Below are 16377 nucleotides of genomic sequence, written 5' to 3'. Positions count from 1 at the left end.
CCCCGATCTTGGAGGGGAGGCTCAGATCGTGACGCTGGTGGTGCGCAGCACGCGGCGGCCCGGCAGCTCGATGCTGAGGAAGGCGATCAGGCCCACCACCCCGACCACGGCCGGCCCCAGCCACCACGGCCCGGCCGGCCACGGACGCCCGAGGAAGCCGAGCGACAGGAACACCAGCGGCAGCACGGCCAGCCCGACCCCGCCCGCGGTGGCGAACGTCCAGATCAGCGCCGCCTCCCGGCGCAGCATCGCGCGGATCTGGGCCGGAGTGGCACCGGCCAGCCGCAGCAGCGTGATCTCGTCCCGGCGCTGTGCGGTCGCGGTGATCAGCTTGTTCGCGATGCCGAGCAGCAGGTAGCCGAGCAGCACCCCCAGCACCGCAACATTGAGCCACAGCTCCGGCGAGACCGAGGCGGACCCCGGGTCGGCCGGGCCCGCGACGACGCCCGGCCGGGCGGCGGCCAGCTCCGAGACCGCGGCGGCCACCGCCGCATCCCCGGACGTCGCGACCAGCAGCCGCTGGTCGAGCCCGGTCGCGTGCCCGGCGGCCAGGTCACGGGAGACGATCACCGGGCCGAAGCCGAGCCCGCGCTCGTACGTGGCCACGATCCGCGCCTGCACCGGCGTTCCGTCGCCGAGCGCCAGGTCGATCGTGTCGCCGACGCCGGCGTTGCGGGCCCGCGCCGCACCCGCGTCCACCGCGATCGTGGCACCGGTCAAACCGGACAGGTCGCCGTCGCGGATGCCCAGGTCGAACACGGACGCCGCCGCCGGGTCGAGCACCATCGCGGACGCCGCCTCCACGACCGGGTCGCCGAGCATCGAGTAGGTCCAGATCACGGTCGTGCCGCCGACCAGGGCCGCGCCGGTCACGCCGGGTACCCGGGCGACCGCGCCGGCCAGCTCGGACGGGACGCGGCCGAGCGCGGGCGCGGTCACCGCCAGCTGCGCGTGGGTGCCGTCCGCGAGGTCGCGGGTGGAGCCGGCCAGCACCGTGGTCTGGGTGAGTGCGTAGGTGAGCGTGAACACGACCGCCACCGCGAGCGTGCTGACGGCCGCGGCGGTCCGCACCGCGTACCCCCTGGTGTTGGCGACGGCGAGCCAGGTCGAGGCCGCGGCGCGCGACGGGAGCAGGCGCGCCATGACGCGGCCGGCCAAGGACAGCAGGCCCGGTCCGGACAGTGCCAGGCCCACGGCCGCGAGGATGCCGGCCATTGCGGTCATCGCGGCGCCCGCCTCGTTCCGGGCCAGCATCGGCGTCACCGCGAGCGCGTTCGCGCCGGCCAGCACGACCAGTCCGGAAGAGAAACGCCAGGCAGAGGGGGTACGGGGTTCCGCCCGCGATCCGGCCACCGCTTCGGTCGCGGGCATCCGGGAGATTGTGGCGACCGCGCACAGCGCCGCGATCCAGGCGGTCAGCGTCATGAGCAGCACCGCGGCCAGGCCGGGCAGCGGGCTCCACTGCAGCGGCAGCCCGGCCGGGGCCATGCCGAGCGCGACCAGCAGTTCCCGGAAGCGGCCGGCCAGCGCGTACCCGGCCACGGCGCCCGGCACCGCGCTGACCGCGGCGACGATCAGCGCCTGGCGGGTGGCGAGCCGGCGGATCTGCCGGGGCGTGGCACCGACCGCGCGCAGCAGCGCCAGCTCACGCCGCTGACCGGAGAACGAGACCGCGAGCGCGCCGCCCACGATGATGCCGATGACCAGCAGCGTCACGCCGGACAGCGAGCCGGCCATCAGCGGCAGCATGCTCCGGCCCGCGGCGGTCGCCGGGTCCGCGATGTCGCCGCGCGCGTCACCGGTGGTGACGGCCAGGCCGCCGCCGAGCGCGCGGGCCGCGTCCGCGACCTCGTCGGCGCGACCGGGCTCGGTGCGCAGCGCGACCAGGTCTACGCGGTTCTCGGTGCGACCGCTCAGGGTGATCGCGGCCTGGTCGGCGAACCAGGCGCCGGGGCCGGCGTCGTCGAGCACGGCCGTGACGCGGTAGTCGGCGATGCTGCCCGCCGCGGAGATCCGCACGGTGCCGCCGGTGGTGACGCCGGCCGCGCGCGCGGTGGCCGTGTCCAGCGCCACCTCGTCGGCGCCGTCCGGCACGCCGGTGGGCCGGCCGCCGTCCTCGGTGCCGCCGGTCTGCGCCGGGTTGCCGGTCTGCGCCGGATCGGCCGCCTGCGAGGCCGTCGGCGACGGGTCGGCGGCCGGAGAGGCACCGGTGGAAGCGGCCGGAGAGGTGCTGGTGGAATCGGCCGGCGCGGTGCCGGACGTCAGCGTCAGGGAGGACCAGTTGTGCCCGTCGACCGGGGTCACCCGGCCGTCCGTGCCGATCACCGCGGCGCCGATCGTCACGTCGCCGATCGCGGCGGTCACGCCGGGCAGCGCGGCCAGCCGGGCGATCGTCCCGACCGGGACGCCGGCGCGTTCCGGCAGCGTGATGGGCAGATCCTCGGGCACCCGGTAGGTCTGCGGCGCGGAGACCACCACGTCCGCCGACGCCAGCCGGCCGGGCTCGGGGTGACCGCGCAGCCCGGACTCCGCGACCACACCGATCGCGGCGACGAGCGAGGCGCCGCCGAGGGTGGCGCAGGCGACCGCGATCAACCCGGCGATGCGGTGCCGGGCCATGCGTACGGCGAGGTAGAGCATGGTGTTACTCCGTCTCCAGCTCGGTGAGGCGCCGGGCCAGCACGGCCGCGGCAGGGTGGGGGATGCTGTCGGCGATCCGGCCGTCCGCCATCACCAGCGCGAGATCGGCCCGTGCCGCCGCACCCGGGTCGTGGGTGACCATGACGACGGTCTGGCCCAGCTCGTCCACGAGCGTGCGGAGCAGATCAAGGACTTCCCTGGCGGTACGGAGGTCGAGCGCGCCGGTCGGCTCGTCCGCGAAGACCACGGCCGGCCGGGTGACCAGCGCCCTGGCCACGGCGACGCGCTGCTGCTGGCCGCCGGAGAGTTCGGACGGGCGACGGTGCAGCCGGTCGGCCAGGCCGACGCGCTCGACCAGCGTGCGTACCCACGCGTGGTCCGGAGCGACGCCGGCCAGGCGCAGCGGGAGCGTGATGTTGTCCGCCACCGACAGCGAGGGCAGCAGGTTGTACTGCTGGAAGATGAAGCCCACCCGGCCGCGCCGCAGGATCGTCCGCTTGGTCTCGTTGAGGTGGCTGATCTCCGTACCCTCGATGAAGGTCTTTCCGCTGCTGGGGGTGTCGAGCCCGGCCGCGCAGTGCATCAGCGTGCTCTTGCCGGAGCCGGACGGGCCCATCACGGCCAGGAACGTGCCGGCCTCCACGGCCAGCGAGACGTCGTTCAGCGCGTGCACGCCCCCGGGGTAGATCTTGGAGACGTGCTCGAGCGTGACGGCCGTCGTGGTCAGCGTCGGGATCATCAGTGGCCGGCCTTGCGGCGGTAGTTGACGATCAGCGCGGTGCCGAGCGCCAGCACGAGCACGCCGAATCCGGTGCCGAGCCACACGTTCACGGTCGACAGCGCCGCGTTCAGGCCGGCGGCGACCACGAGCGCGATCCAGAGCGCCAGGCGGGCCGGTTGGGTGCCGGTCTGCCGCGGCTCCGGCGTTGTCTGATCGGTCAGTCGGTACGGGTCGGTGTTCATCTCGATCACTCCTTCAGGGGGCGTTTCCCGATGTCTACGACGCTATGGGCGCTGCGGGCCGGCAACGATCCCCTCACCTGCCCACCCGTGGTACAGCAGGCTGTACTTTCCGGCCGTGGCCCTTGCCGGACCGCCCGCCCGGTGGCCTACGGTTCGCCGGTAAGCCGTGTGAAGACCGAACCGGGAGGCACCGCCATGTCCGTCGCCGAGGCCGTCCGCAGGCGTCTGCGCATCGGGATCGAAGCCGTGGAACGCGTCGCGACCGGCTGGTACACGTCGTTCCTGGCCGGCCTGGTCTGCTGGCCGATGCTCGTCGCGGTGGTCCTGCCGAGGGCGGCCCCGTTCGCGCTCGGCCGGCTGCGCGCGGTCGCGGACGTGGAACGCCGCCGCCTCGGCCTGCGCTCGGGGATGCCGCCGCAGACCTCGCTGCGGGCCGTGACCGGCGACCCCGCGACCGGCCGGGAGGTGCGCTGGCTGCTGCTGCACGCCACGGTCGGGTTCTTCATCGGCATGTTCGGCCTGACGATCGCGGTCGACATCGTGCGCGACGGCCTGTTCCCGCTCTACTGGCGGTTCGTCCCGGCCGCGGACGCCACGCCCGCGATCGGCTGGCCGCTGATCCGCACGCAGAACGGCGCCTGGCTGGTCGGGCTGATGGGTGTCGGCTACCTGTTCGCCACGCTCTACCTCGTACCGCTGATGGTCCGGTTGCAGGAACTGCCCGGACGCCGGCTGCTGCGCCCCGGGCCGGGCGAGGACATGGCGATGCGGATCGCGGAGCTGACCGCGACGCGCGCGGCCGCGCTGGACGCGCACGCGGTCGAGCTGCGGCGGATCGAGCGCGCGCTGCACGACGGCACCCAGAACCGGCTCGTCGCGGTGAGCGTGCTGCTCGGCGCGGCCCGGCGCGCGGTCCAGCGCGACCCGTCGACCGCGGACGACATCCTGGCCCGCGCGCAGGACGCGTCGGAGCTGGCCCTCGCGGAGCTGCGCGCGGTGGTGCGCAGTATTCTGCCGCCGGTGCTCACCGACCGAAGCCTCTCCGACGCGATCGCCTCGCTGGCCGCGACCTGCCCGGTCCCGGTGACGGTCGATGCCGACCTGCCGGGCCGCTGCGCCGCGTCCGTGGAGGCGACCGCGTACTTCGTCGCGGCCGAGGCGCTGACCAACGTCGCCAAGCACAGCGGTGCGTCGCGCGCGTCCGTGGTGGTCACCCGGCAGGCGGACACGCTGCGGCTGACCGTGACGGACGACGGCCGGGGCGGCGCGGACGCGGACGGCGGGACCGGCCTGACCGGCATCCGCCGCCGGGCCGAGGCGCACGACGGCACCGTGACCATGACCAGCCCGGTGGGCGGTCCGACCACTGTGGAGGTGATTCTTCCGTGCGGATTGTGATCGCGGAGGACGACGCGCTGCTGCGCGAAGGACTGGCGCTGCTGCTGCGCGCGGAGGGGCTGGACGTGGTGGCGACCACGGACAACCCGGTCACGTTCCTCGCGGCCGTGGACAAGCACACGCCGGACGTGGCGATCGTGGACGTACGGATGCCGCCCACCCACACGGACGAGGGCATCCAGGCCGCGGTCGAGGCCCGGCGGCGCCAGCCCGGGATCGCGGTGCTGGTGCTGTCCGCGTACGTGGAGCAGGCGTTCGCCACCGAGCTGTTCACCCAGGGCAGCGGCAAGCTCGGCTACATGCTCAAGGAGCGCGTCGGCCGGATCGAGGAGTTCCTGGACGTGCTGCACCGGGTGGTCGGCGGCGGGACCGCGATCGACCCGGAGGTGGTGGCGCAGCTGCTCACCCGCACCCGGCCGGACTCGCGGCTGGAACGGCTCAGCCCGCGCGAACGGGACGTGCTGGCGCTGATGGCGGAGGGCCTGGGCAACGCGGCGATCGCGGAGAAGCTGTTCGTCACGGACGGCGCGGTGCACAAGCACATCCGCAGCATCTTCTCCAAGCTGGAGCTGTCCCCGGACGACCAGACGGACCGGCGGGTCGCGGCCGTCCTGCACTACCTGCGGGACGAGGCGAAACGTTAGCTCAGCAGGGCGGCCAGCGCGTCTTCGGCCGGCGCGTCCTCCGGCAGGTAGACCACGATGCGCTGGCGGTCGTCCTCGGAGAGGTCCAGCGTCTCGTACCGCAGCCGCAGCGGGCCCATCAGCGGGTGGACCATGCGCAGCACGCCGTGCGCCCGGGGGAGGCCGGTCAGCGTCTCGGCCCGCTTCGTGAACGCGTCGCCGGCCAGGCGCTCCAGCTCGTCCGCGAGCGCGGCGCCGTCCGGGTCGTTCCGGAACGGGCCCTGCTTCAGCGCGGCGACCTGCTCGTCCGCGACCTCGTCCCAGTCCGGGAAGACCGTCCGCGCCCGCGGTGAGCCGAACACGAACCTGGGCAGGCTGGGCGGGTCGCCGGCCAGCACGCCGGCCTCACCCATGAGCCGACCGTAACCCTCCGTATATGCCAGCACCTCGCCCAGCCGGTTCAGCAGCACGGCCGGGCCCGGTCCGAGCCGGTCCAGCGTGGCCCGCACGCCGGCCCGCACGTCGCGCGACGGCGTGTCCGACTGGGCCACGCAGCTGAACGCGCCGTCCGCGGTCTTCGTCAGCCGGTAGAGGTGCGCGCGCTCGGCCATGCTCAGCCGCAGCGCGCCGGACAGCGAGTTCACCACCTGCACGGACGGGCGGCGGTCGCGGCCCTGCTCCAGGCGCGTCAGGTATTCCACGCTCACGCCGGACAGCGTCGCCACCTCGGCCCGCCGCAGCCCGGCCGTGCGCCGCCGCTCACCGGCCGGCAGGCCGACGTCCGCGGGGGAGAGCGCGGCTCTCCGCAGGCGCAGGAACACACCCAGCTCGTTGTCGGTCACCGGGCGACCGTAGCCGCCATCGTGGCCCCACGGCTACCACCTTCCGCACGGCCTCCCCGCCGGGTGGGCGACGCGGCAGGCTGAGCGGCATGAACGTGCTCTTCGGACTCGGCCTGGAGACCGGCGTGACCGAGGTCCCGGCGCTGCTCGCGCACGCGGACCGTGCGGACCGCGACGGCCTCGACCTGGTCACGCTCTCCGACCACCCCTACTTCGCGGACCGGCTGGACGCGTACGCCGCGCTCGGCGTCGTGCTCGGCCGGACGACCCGGATCCGCGGCGGCGTCAACGTCACCAACCTCGGGGTCCGCCCCGCGCCGATGCTGGCCCGCACGATCGCGTCCCTGACGGCGTTGTCCGGCGGACGTGTCGTGCTCGGCGTCGGCGCGGGCGGCCTCTGGGACGACATCGTGCGTCTCGGCCTGCCCCGGCGGACGCCCGGCGCGGCCGTGCGCGCGATGGCCGAGGCGATCACGCTGGTCCGCGCGCTGCACGGCGGCGGCCCGCCGGTCACGCTGACCGGCGAGTTCGTCTCCGTGACGGATCTGGCGCCGTCGCCGCTCTCGTGCCCGCCGATCTGGACCGGCTCCGGCGGCCCGGCCTCGCTGGCCGTGACCGGGCGGCTCGCGGACGGCTGGGTCCCCGGGCGCGCCGCGGACTGGCGCAGCCGTCGCGTCGCCGAGTCCCGCCCGGTGATCGACGCGGTCGCGGTCGCGGCGGGCCGGGACCCGTCCGAGATCGCCACGATCTACAACGTGGCCGGGCCGATCACGCGCGAGCCGCTGCGGGTCACCCGCGACGCGGACGGCACCTGGCTCGGCGGGTCGGCGGCGCAGTGGGCGGAGGAGTTGGCGTCGGTGGACGCGGGCGGGTTCGTCTACCACCCGTCGTTCAGGTCCGCGGGCATCCCGGTGGAGACGCTGGTCGCTCGGTGGACGGCGGAGGTCGTACCCGCGGCAAGGGTATTGATGTAGCTCTTTTGCAATGTGCGTTATTTGAAACTGTGTCTTTGCTGAATAAATGATCATTCGGAATTGCGCAACTGCGCATTATGGAGTGCCCGGGAATAGCGAATATTGATAGGCTTCGCCTGCGGACATATGAGGCGGGGGCCATGGCTGCGAACGGGGACGACAGGCGCATTCTGCGCGGAGGGCCGCCCGATCCCGGGCAGGCGATCACACTGGACGGGCTGGCCGAGGGCTTGCGACTGCTGCGGGCCTGGGCCGGCAGTCCGTCCTACGAGGCGCTCAAGGATCGGGTCAACGAGATCTGGGCGGTCGCCGGGCGGCCGCGGCACGAGCGGGTCGGCAAGACCACGGTCGTGGACTGTTTCCGTGCCGGTCGGCGACGGCTCAACGCCGACCTGGTGACGGCACTCGTCCAGGCCTTGCACCCCGATCAGGGGTACGTGACGCAGTGGCGCCAGCAGCTCCGGGTGATCGAGGGGGAGCACACGGCGGCGGCACAGGTCCGGGTGCGGGCCGGACTGCCGGAGCTGGCGCCGGGGTTCACCGGGCGCGGCGCCGAGCTGACCCGGCTGTGCCGGATCCTCGGCGGTGCTGCGCCGGTCCTACCGCCGGCCGGCAGCGGCTCGGCGTGTGCTCGGCCGGCCGGCCCTCGCCGCGCGCGACCTGCGCCGGTCGGCGCCGGCGACATCCTCGCGACGATCGCCGGTGGCGGTCCCGGGCCGGTCGCGGCGATCACCGGGATGCCCGGGGTGGGCAAGACCAGGCTCGCGGCGCAGGTCGCGCACCTGCTCGCCACGCGGCGGCAGATAGAACGAGTGCTCTTCGTCGACCTGCGCGGTTTCCACCCGGAGCAGCCGCCGGCCGATCCGGGCGCGGTGCTGGACGGGTTCCTGCGCCTGCTGCTGGCCGGCGGCCAGGAGATGCCGCGCGGCGCCGGGGCCCGCGCCGCGCTCTACCGGCGGCTGCTCGCCGGCACCCGCACGCTGGTAGTGCTGGACAACGCGGCCGGCGCGGACCAGGTCAGGCCGCTGCTGCCGGGCGTGCCGTGCTGCCCGGCGCTGATCACCAGCCGTCGCCGCCTCCACGACCTCGACCGGGCCGTGGCCGTGCCGATCGACGTGCTCGGCGCGGACGAGGCAGCCGGGTTCCTGCACCGGGCCGCACCGGACGTCCCGCTCGGCCATGACCCGGGTGCGGCCGCCCGGATCGCCGCCTGCTGCGGGCGTCTCCCGCTCGCGATCGTCGAGGTAGCGGCCTGGATGCGCGCCACGACCGGCTGGACCATGACCGACCACGCGGACCGGCTGGAGGACCGGCGCCGGACCGGACGACTGCCGTGCCAGGTCGAGCGCGAGATCAGCGGGTCCTATCTGGCGCTTCCCGCGGAGGCGCGCCGGATGCTGCGACTGCTGGCGCTGCACCCGGGCCGTTCTTTCGACGCATGGGCCGCCGCGGCGCTGACCGGCGACGTGCCGGGCGCGGGCCTGCGCCTGCTGCGCGACGAGCACCTGATCCGGTACGACGGCGCCGGCCGCTACGCCCTGCACGACCTGGTCCGCACGTTCGCGGTCTGCCGTGGACACGACGAGGACCGCCCGGCCGAGCACCGCGCGGCACTGGCCCGGCTGGCGCGTTCGGATTCGTTCGGGATTTCCCGCCTCGCGGCCCGTCCCTGAGAGGTTGGTTCGCGTCGGCAACCGCCGATATCTGAACGGGGGAAAGGAAACACCGTGATCCGTAACGTCATTCGATCCACGGCGACGCTCGTCGCGGCGCTGATCGCGCTCGCGATGCTCGCCGTGGCGATGCCGGGACAGGCCAGCGCCGCCCCGAGCAACACCGCCTCCCGTGCCGACTCCGGCATCGGGGTCATGGAGGCCAACTGCGAGCGCGGGCCGGATGTCTACGACATCGGTCCGGGCAACACCGGCGTGCGCGTCCGTGAGGTGCAGTGCCTGCTGAACTGGACGCTCTCCTGGGGTGCTTACCCCCACGTCATCGAAGTGGACGGCGACTACGGGCCGATCACCACCGGCGCCGTGAAGAAGTTCCAGAGCTGCGCGAACAGCCGCGGCTACTCGCTCGCGGTGGACGGGCGCGTCGGACCGCAGACGCTCCCGGTCCTGCGGGCCTGGGGCCAGTACGGCTACGACACCGGCAACGTCATCTGCTGATCGCCGCCTCGACCGCGCCCCGGCTCCGGCCGGGGCGCGGTTCCCACTGCCCGGCTCACAAGAACGAAAGGACACAACCCATGATTCACAGGGTACGGCGAACCGCGACCGTCATCGTGGCGTTGCTCGCGTTGGGCATGTTCGCGTCGGCGACTCCGGCACAGGCGGCCGGTCCTGGAATGACCGCCGTCGCCGCAGAGGTTCCATGCAACCCCGCCGGTCCGGGAGTTCCCGTCCCGCCGGGTCAGCAGAACCCGGCCGACGTCCGGCTGTGGCAGTGCTACCTGAACTGGGCCCTCACCATCGGGCTGACCGACCCGCTCCGAGAGGACGGCAACCTCGGAACGGAGACTCGCGCGCGTATTGCGCTCTTCCAACGGTGCGCGGGCATCGGCGTCGACGGTCAGGTCGGGCCGATAACGCTCCTCTTGCTGCGACAGTGGGCGGTCACGTCCTACACGACCGGCGCGCGCATCTGCTGAGCACGCACGGATCGGGACCGGTCCGGGTGACCGGTCCCGATGTGTCTCAGACCAGGCTCAGCACGTGGCCCAGCCCTCGCGGACCGGCCGGCGCCGGCTTGGGCAGGAGGAAGGCGAACATGCCGGCCGCGACCGCGCCCGAGTCGGTGAGCGGGTTGTCGCCGACCATCAGCGTGCGTTCCGGTGCCACGCCGAGCTGCGCGGCCGCGGCCGTGAAGCAGGTGACGGCCGGTTTGCAGGCGCCGTGCTCGAAGGACATGACGATCGTCTCGACGTACGGCGAGAGGCCCAGGCGGTCGAGCGCGGGCCGCAGGTCGAAGCCGGTGTCGCTGACCACGCCGACCTTGAGGCCGCGTTCGCGCAGGCCACGCAGCGTGGGGAGGGTGTCCTCGAACGCCTCCCAGGATTCCGCGGCCACGGTGAGCGCGTAGAGGCCGGCGCTGAGGCCGGGCAGCAGTTTGTCGCAGCCGGCCTCGGTGTAGAGCGCGGTCCAGACCTCGCGGTGCCGGTCGGGGGAGAGGTCGCGGCCCTTGGCCATCTCCTCGGCGGTGCTGCTGCGGTCGAGCACGCGCTGCCAGGCGGCGCCGACCTCGCCGGGGTCGAGCGGGCCGGCGCCCCGGTCGGCCGCGGCCTTGTGCAGCAGCGTCTCGCCGCTGCCGGAGAGGCGGATGAGCGTGTCGCCCGCGTCGAACAGGACGGCCTCGAACCGCTTCACTGCGTCTCCCTGACTGTGGACTCCGCCAGCGTGCGGAGCTCGGTGAAGAGCATGCGGGACGTGTCGTCCCAGGTGGGGAACGTGTCGGCCTTCCGTCGCGCGGCCGCGGCCATGGCCAGCCGGTACGCGTCGTCCGTGGCCAGGCGCAGCAGCGCGCCGGTGAGCGCGACGCGGTCGCCGGGCGGTACGGCCAGGCCCTCGACGCCGTGTTGCGCGAGGTGGGGCAGGTTGCCGGCGTTCCAGCCGACGACCGGCAGCCCGGCGGCCATCGCCTCGCCGTAGACCGTGCCGTAGGGCTCCTTCGTGCTGGCCAGCGCGAAGATGTCGGCCCTGCGGTAGAAGCCGGCGACCTCGGCCGGCGTGACGACGCCGTGCGTGACGACGCGGTCGTGCAGGTCCGGGCGCGCGATGCGGGCACGGACCTGGGCGGCGTAGGCGGGTTCCACGTTCTCGTCGCCGACGAGGTGGAGGGTGGCGGCGTTCGGGGGCAGATTCGACACCGCTTCGAGCAGGTCGAGCAGCCCCTTGCGGGCCATCCAGTTGCCGACGGAGAGGATGGCGGTCTGCCGGTTCTGCCGGAGATCCCCGGTCGGGTCGACCGGCTCGTCCGCGGCGTCGCGACCCGGCGGGACCACGGCCAGCAGATCTGCGTCGAAGCCCTGCGCGCGCAACGTCGAGGCTAGATCCTCGGACGCGATCAGCATCCGCTTTGCCCGCTTATAAAGCGATTTATCGAGAGAAGCCTGGGTGCGCTGCCGCACGGACGCGTGATCGATGCCGCCCGGCGGCTGGTGCAGGATCGCCGCGATCGGCGGGAGGCCGGGCGCGCCCAGCCACGGCCCGGCCAGCCCGGCCACGATGCTGTCCACCAGCAGCACGTCCGGCTTGTTCGCGCGGATCCGGCGCAGCATGGTGGCGCCGGCCAGCGCCGGCAGCGGGAAACGCCAGGCGGGCAGCGACACGAAGTCGATGCGGGCGCCGAACGCGGGCGCCCGGTCGGCGACGCGCCGATGGTAGAGGTACCCACCGGTCATCGTCGCCGGGTCACCGAGCGTGAGCAGCGTGACCGCGAACTCAGTCACCGAGCGGACCCTCGTATCCGCCGTACATCTGCGGGTCCTCCCAGACGCGCACCTGCAGCGTGGCGCTCGGCACCGGCCCCACGGCGTCGGTCAGCACCGCGTGCAGCCACTGCGAGAACACCTCGACCGTGACCGCGTCCTTGGTGGTCTCCTTGCCGACGATCTCGTCCAGATCGGCCTCGTGCAGCCGGTCCGTGACGCCACGCAGCGCGTCGTTGAGCACGTCCAGGTCGACGACCATGTCCCGCTCGTCCAGCCGGGGCCGCGTGACCCGGATGTCGAGCCGGTAGTCGTGGGAGTGCCGCACGCCCTCGGGCGGCGGCATTCCGGGCATCGTGTGATAAGCGCGGACTTCTCGGGAGGTGCCGACTTCGTACATGCCCCTATTCATATCGCAGCGCCGCGTGCAGGACCCCGGGTGCGCCCCGGTCCAGGCTCTCGTAGGCGGCGGGAGCGTCCTCGAACGCGAACTCGGTGGTGGCGAGCGCGCGCAGCGGCAGCGTGGGCATCAGGGCCAGGGCGGCGGCGCGGCGGCGGTCCCGGGTCCAGCGATCCTGCTGGGCGGCGGGGATCGTGGAGACCTGGCTGGAGCGGATGGTCAGGCGGCGGCGGTGAAAATCACCACCCAGCGGCAGGGGTACGGGTTTGGTGCCGTACCAGGAGCCGACGAGCGCGGTGCCCTCGTGGCGGAGGCGGGCGAGGCCGTCGGCGAGCGCGCGGGGCGCTCCGGAGGTCTCGACGAGGAGCGCAGCACTATCGTCCGATTTTTCGGGACTTAGCGCGGTAATTCCTACTTCCGCAGCCAGCGAGCGGCGCCACTCCTGCGGCTCCAGCGCCACCACGTCCGCACCCGCGCGGGTGAGCAGCAACGATGTCAGCAGGCCGACCGCGCCCAGGCCGGTGACCAGCACCGTCTCGCCCAGCACCGGCCCTGCGTCCAGGCTCAGCTGCAGCGCGGTCTCCACGAGCGGGAACATCGTCGCCAGCCGCAGATCCAGACCGTCCGGCAGCGTCAGCGCGTCGCCGGCCGGGACCGTGAACACGTCCTGGTGCGGATGGAAGGCGAAAACGGCCGTCCCGTCAAGGGTTCTGCCGACCGAGCTGTATCCGTACCCGAACGGGTAATGAAAGCCACCCTCGAACGCGCCGAGCGTCTCGTCCAGCGGCGTGCCCGCGTCCAGCTCGCCGCGGTAGGCCAGCAGTTCCGTGCCCGCGCTGATTCCGGAGTAGACAGTGCGTACCAGCAGCTCATCGGTCTTGGGGTCGGCAACGTCCACCTCCTCGACCGCGACCGAGCGGGGGGCGAGGAATCGGACCGCACGTGCGTTCACCGGCAACTCCAAAAGATCTTTTTAATGGACATATGGGAATATCAGCGTCGTTAGGCATTTATCGGTCTGGCGGTGGGCGCCGGCTGATCCACGTGGTAGCAAGGTGCCATGATTCTTACGCCACAGCGAACGGGCGACTCGGCGCCCGCGCCGGTCGAGGTCTGTTCCGTGGTGATACCCACGCCCTACGGAGAGTTCCGGACCCGCGTGTTCGAGACCGCGGCCGGGCACACGCTCCTGGCGATGATCCGCGGCGACGTCACCGGCAGTGAGCCCGTCCTCACCCGCCTCCACTCGGAGTGCCTGACCGGCGACGCGCTCGGCTCGCTGCGCTGCGACTGCGGCGTGCAGCTGCGCACCGCGATGCGCACCGTCGCCGCGGCCGGCCGGGGCGTGGTGCTCTACATCACCGGGCACGAGGGCCGCGGCATCGGCCTGGTCAACAAGCTCCGGGCGTACGTGGAGCAGGACAACGGCGCGGACACGCTCGACGCGAACCTGCGACTCGGCCTCCCCGCGGACGCCCGCACCTACGGCGAGTCCGCGGCCGTGCTCCGCGCGATCGGCGTCGAGTCCGTCAACCTGATGTCCAACAACCCGGACAAGGTCGAGGGCCTGCGCGCCGGCGGCCTCGCGGTCGAGACCATGGTCGGCCTGCAGACCGCCGCTCACGCGCGCAACGCCGGCTACCTGGCCACCAAGGCCGCGCGGATGGGCCACGTCGCCCCGATCGGCGACGAGCCGGTCAGCGTGCCCGAGGCCGGCATCGACGTCCGCGGCCTGATCGGCGAGATCCGCCCGCGCACTGACCGGCCCTACGTCATGGTCCGCGTCACCCAGACGCTCGACGGCCGCCTCCAGCGCGAGCCCGGCATCCCCACGGCCGAGGAGCACGCGCTCCGCGCCGCCGTCGACGCGGTCCTGGTCGGCGCCGGCACGGTCCGCCGCACCGACCCGGCGCTCACGGTCGAGCTGGTCCCCGGCGCCCACCCGCTGCGCGTCGTCCTCGACGCGGACCTGGAACTGCCGCTCACCGCCCGCGTCTTCGGCGGCGAGGCCGCCACCACGGTCTTCACCACGAAGTCCGCCGACGCGGCGCGCGCCGACGCGGTCCAGGCCGCGGGCGTGGGACTCCGCGAGGTCTCGGCCGCCCCGACCGGCGGCGTGGACCTCCCGGCCGTCCTGGCCGAGCTGCGCCGCAACGGCGTCCAGTCCGTCCTGGTCGAGGGCGGCACCCGGCTGATCACCACGCTGCTGGAGTCCGGGCTGGCCGACCGCCTGATCGTGGCGATCTCCGCCACCACGGAGACCCCCGGCGACACCCGCCTCCCGACCGGCCTCACGCTGACCGGCCGCTCGGCCTACACCGCCGGTGACGCGCTCCTGCTCGGCTGGGACGTCGCCGTCTGACGCCCGTTCGGTGATCGAGGCGTCCCCGGAGCAGCACGGGGGACGCCTCGACCCTTCTGAAGCGCGCGCACGGCGTACCCCCGTGATGGGTGTGGATTTTTGAGCGGGCCTATCGTCGGCGGTATGGGCGATCTGGAACTGCGGCACCTCAGATATCTGATCGCGGTGGCGGAGGCCGGGAGCATCACGCGGGCGGCACAGCGGCTGCTGATCTCGCAGCCGGCGCTGTCGCGGGCGCTGCGGTCGCTGGAACGCACGGTCGGCGTGCCGCTGCTGGTGCGGGGGCCGCACTCCACCGGGCTCACCGAAACCGGGAGAGCGTTGCTCGACGACGCCTACGAGATGCTCGAACGGTCGCGGTCCGCGCTGGCCCGTGCGCGCGGCACGACGTCCGCGGTGGAGACGCTCACCGTGACCGTTCCCGCCTGCGACGTGGTGGCGGTGGCGGCGGCCAGCAGGGCTTTCGAGGCGGAGAACCCCGGCGTGCGCGTCGATCTCCGGCCGCACGACTGGACGGCGCCGGTGGACCGGCTGCGCGCGGGCGACGTGGACGTCTCGATCATGCGGGACGGCTTCGACCGCCACGACCTGGTGATCGAGGAGATCGCGCGCGAACCACGCCTGGTCATGCTGGCGGCCGCGCATCCGCTGGCGGCCGTCCCGGAGACGCTGCGCCTGTCCGACCTGCGCGACGAGGTGTTCCCGCACCTGCCGGGCATGTCGCCGGCGTACGCGGAGCACTGGACCGGCGCGGACGTCGACCGCCGGCCGAGACGGTCCGGGCCCGAGGTGCACAGCGTCACCGACCTGCTCTCCACCGTCGTGCTGGGCCGCGCGATCGCGCTGATCCACGGCTCCACGCTGCCCGCCCCGGAGCTGCCCGGTCTCCGGATCCGCGAGGTCGAGGGCCTGTCCGCGAGCCGCCTGGAGATAGCCGTTCCGGCGAGGGCCGCCGGAACGACCGCGAAGCAGTTCGTCGACCATGTGTGTCACACCTGGCCGGCGTGAGCGCCGGACGCTATGAGGCGGCCGTGGTGGCGATCACGGCCGTCATGATGAGCGCGACCTGAATGTCCTTGATGAACGCGCCCACCGCGATGCCTGCCCAGTGCGCCTCGCCCAGCTCCTTGAGCCGCTTCTTCGTCTCGCGCTGCGGCAGGTCCGGGAAGACCGGCTTCACCCAGTCCAGCGCCTCGACCAGCGTGCAGAGCGCCATGGTGCGGGCGTCCGCGTCCGCCGGGTTCTCCAGCGCCTCGCGCATCAGCCGTCGCCGCTCCACCTCGGCCGCGGGCGGCGTGCCGTCCGGCGAGGGGTAGCGGGTCACCGGGAAGATCCGCATGACCCGGTCCTCCCGGCGCTCCAGCACACCGGCTTCGACCAGGCCGTCCAGCACCGGGCCGCGCGCCCGCTTGGACAGCCGGTAGATCCAGTCCTTCGGCTTGCGCTGCTTGGTGTCGGCCGCGATCGTGACCAGCGCCGCGTCCACGGACGCCGCGCCGGTAGGCGTGGTGTCGACGACCGTGACCGTGCCGTCGCGCACCTCGATCCGCTCGGTCAGCGCCAGCTCGACCAGGTGCGCGCCGGCGATGCCGTAGTCCATCCAGGTGCTGGTCCCCTGCGGGGCGCCGTCGTCGTTGTAGGCGAGCAGAACCAGTTCCTCAGCCAGCGAGATCGTCATGGGCAGAGCGTAATATCCGCTGGTGGGGGCACACATCCGTCGCCAGCCGGATCTGCGGTGTCCACCTC

The 16377-nt window shown here is 73.3% G+C and carries 17 protein-coding genes; 8 read left to right on the top strand and 9 right to left on the bottom strand.

What is annotated here, in order from left to right; genetic code table 11:
• Window positions 1-21: 21 nt before the first annotated feature.
• From OP04_RS27605 to OP04_RS27595, 3 genes are read right to left on the bottom strand one after another with little or no spacing between them, the layout of a single operon-like run.
• Window positions 22-2640 (bottom strand): ABC transporter permease, encoded by a 2619-nt coding sequence (locus tag OP04_RS27605; RefSeq protein WP_033342762.1) that lies wholly within the window; start codon window positions 2638-2640, stop codon window positions 22-24.
• A 4-nt stretch (window positions 2641-2644) separates the two neighbouring features.
• Entirely contained in the window at window positions 2645-3379 is a 735-nt protein-coding gene (locus OP04_RS27600; RefSeq protein WP_033342761.1) for an ABC transporter ATP-binding protein, read from the bottom strand.
• Window positions 3379-3603, bottom strand: coding sequence for a hypothetical protein (locus tag OP04_RS27595; RefSeq protein WP_157240422.1), 225 nt, complete (start codon window positions 3601-3603; stop codon window positions 3379-3381). Before OP04_RS27595 ends, OP04_RS27600 begins: the two co-directional genes overlap by 1 nt.
• 195 nt (window positions 3604-3798) lie before the next feature.
• On the opposite strand from OP04_RS27595, the gene OP04_RS27590 reads away from it, so the two are divergent.
• Window positions 3799-5001 carry a sensor histidine kinase gene (locus OP04_RS27590; RefSeq protein WP_033342759.1) on the top strand — a complete coding sequence of 401 codons (1203 nt, stop codon included), beginning with the start codon at window positions 3799-3801 and terminating at the stop codon, window positions 4999-5001.
• Window positions 4989-5645, top strand: coding sequence for a response regulator (locus OP04_RS27585; RefSeq protein ID WP_033342758.1), 657 nt, complete (start codon window positions 4989-4991; stop codon window positions 5643-5645). The genes OP04_RS27590 and OP04_RS27585 overlap by 13 nt, the downstream gene beginning before the upstream one ends.
• On the opposite strand, the gene OP04_RS27580 is transcribed toward OP04_RS27585, so the two are convergent.
• Window positions 5642-6466, bottom strand: coding sequence for a helix-turn-helix transcriptional regulator (locus OP04_RS27580; protein WP_033342757.1), 825 nt, complete (start codon window positions 6464-6466; stop codon window positions 5642-5644). The genes OP04_RS27585 and OP04_RS27580 overlap by 4 nt on opposite strands.
• Window positions 6467-6555: 89 nt before the next feature.
• On the opposite strand from OP04_RS27580, the gene OP04_RS27575 reads away from it, so the two are divergent.
• From OP04_RS27575 to OP04_RS27560, 4 genes are all read left to right on the top strand, one after another.
• Window positions 6556-7440: an LLM class flavin-dependent oxidoreductase gene (locus OP04_RS27575; protein WP_033342756.1), complete on the top strand. Its 885-nt coding sequence runs from the start codon at window positions 6556-6558 to the stop codon at window positions 7438-7440.
• Window positions 7441-7580: 140 nt separating this feature from the next.
• Window positions 7581-9113 (top strand): NB-ARC domain-containing protein, encoded by a 1533-nt coding sequence (locus tag OP04_RS48620; RefSeq protein WP_051799152.1) that lies wholly within the window; start codon window positions 7581-7583, stop codon window positions 9111-9113.
• A 54-nt stretch (window positions 9114-9167) separates the two neighbouring features.
• Window positions 9168-9611 carry a peptidoglycan-binding domain-containing protein gene (locus OP04_RS27565; protein ID WP_033342755.1) on the top strand — a complete coding sequence of 148 codons (444 nt, stop codon included), beginning with the start codon at window positions 9168-9170 and terminating at the stop codon, window positions 9609-9611.
• Window positions 9612-9691: 80 nt separating this feature from the next.
• Window positions 9692-10093 carry a peptidoglycan-binding domain-containing protein gene (locus OP04_RS27560; protein ID WP_033342754.1) on the top strand — a complete coding sequence of 134 codons (402 nt, stop codon included), beginning with the start codon at window positions 9692-9694 and terminating at the stop codon, window positions 10091-10093.
• 46 nt (window positions 10094-10139) lie between these two features.
• On the opposite strand, the gene OP04_RS27555 is transcribed toward OP04_RS27560, so the two are convergent.
• The 4 genes from OP04_RS27555 to OP04_RS27540 are packed head-to-tail and all read right to left on the bottom strand — an operon-like array spanning window position 10140 to window position 13221.
• A complete protein-coding gene (locus OP04_RS27555; RefSeq protein ID WP_051799150.1) occupies window positions 10140-10808 on the bottom strand; it encodes an HAD family hydrolase in 669 nt (222 codons plus the stop codon).
• Window positions 10805-11890: a glycosyltransferase family 4 protein gene (locus OP04_RS50165; protein WP_051799147.1), complete on the bottom strand. Its 1086-nt coding sequence runs from the start codon at window positions 11888-11890 to the stop codon at window positions 10805-10807. Before OP04_RS50165 ends, OP04_RS27555 begins: the two co-directional genes overlap by 4 nt.
• Window positions 11883-12269, bottom strand: coding sequence for a 6-pyruvoyl trahydropterin synthase family protein (locus OP04_RS27545; RefSeq protein ID WP_033342753.1), 387 nt, complete (start codon window positions 12267-12269; stop codon window positions 11883-11885). The genes OP04_RS50165 and OP04_RS27545 overlap by 8 nt, the downstream gene beginning before the upstream one ends.
• A 4-nt stretch (window positions 12270-12273) precedes the next feature.
• Complete coding sequence (locus OP04_RS27540) at window positions 12274-13221, bottom strand: zinc-dependent alcohol dehydrogenase (RefSeq protein WP_157240420.1); 948 nt, start codon at window positions 13219-13221, stop codon at window positions 12274-12276.
• Between the two features lie 108 nt (window positions 13222-13329).
• Here OP04_RS27540 and ribA point away from each other — a divergent pair, with 108 nt between their 5' ends.
• The gene (gene ribA, locus OP04_RS56850; RefSeq protein WP_085066816.1) at window positions 13330-14631 is read left to right on the top strand and encodes a GTP cyclohydrolase II RibA; all 1302 of its coding nucleotides are present in this window, start codon (window positions 13330-13332) and stop codon (window positions 14629-14631) included.
• A gap of 123 nt (window positions 14632-14754) precedes the next feature.
• Window positions 14755-15639, top strand: a complete 885-nt coding sequence (locus OP04_RS27530) for a LysR family transcriptional regulator (RefSeq protein ID WP_033342752.1) — start codon at window positions 14755-14757, stop codon at window positions 15637-15639.
• A 10-nt stretch (window positions 15640-15649) separates the two neighbouring features.
• On the opposite strand, the gene OP04_RS27525 is transcribed toward OP04_RS27530, so the two are convergent.
• Window positions 15650-16309, bottom strand: coding sequence for a GOLPH3/VPS74 family protein (locus OP04_RS27525; protein WP_033342751.1), 660 nt, complete (start codon window positions 16307-16309; stop codon window positions 15650-15652).
• Between the last annotated feature and the right edge of the window lie 68 nt (window positions 16310-16377).

Origin of the sequence: Catenuloplanes japonicus (assembly GCF_000717135.1) — a bacterium.
Lineage (GTDB): Bacteria > Actinomycetota > Actinomycetes > Mycobacteriales > Micromonosporaceae > Catenuloplanes > Catenuloplanes japonicus.
This window is presented reverse-complemented; position numbering and strand designations above follow the sequence as displayed.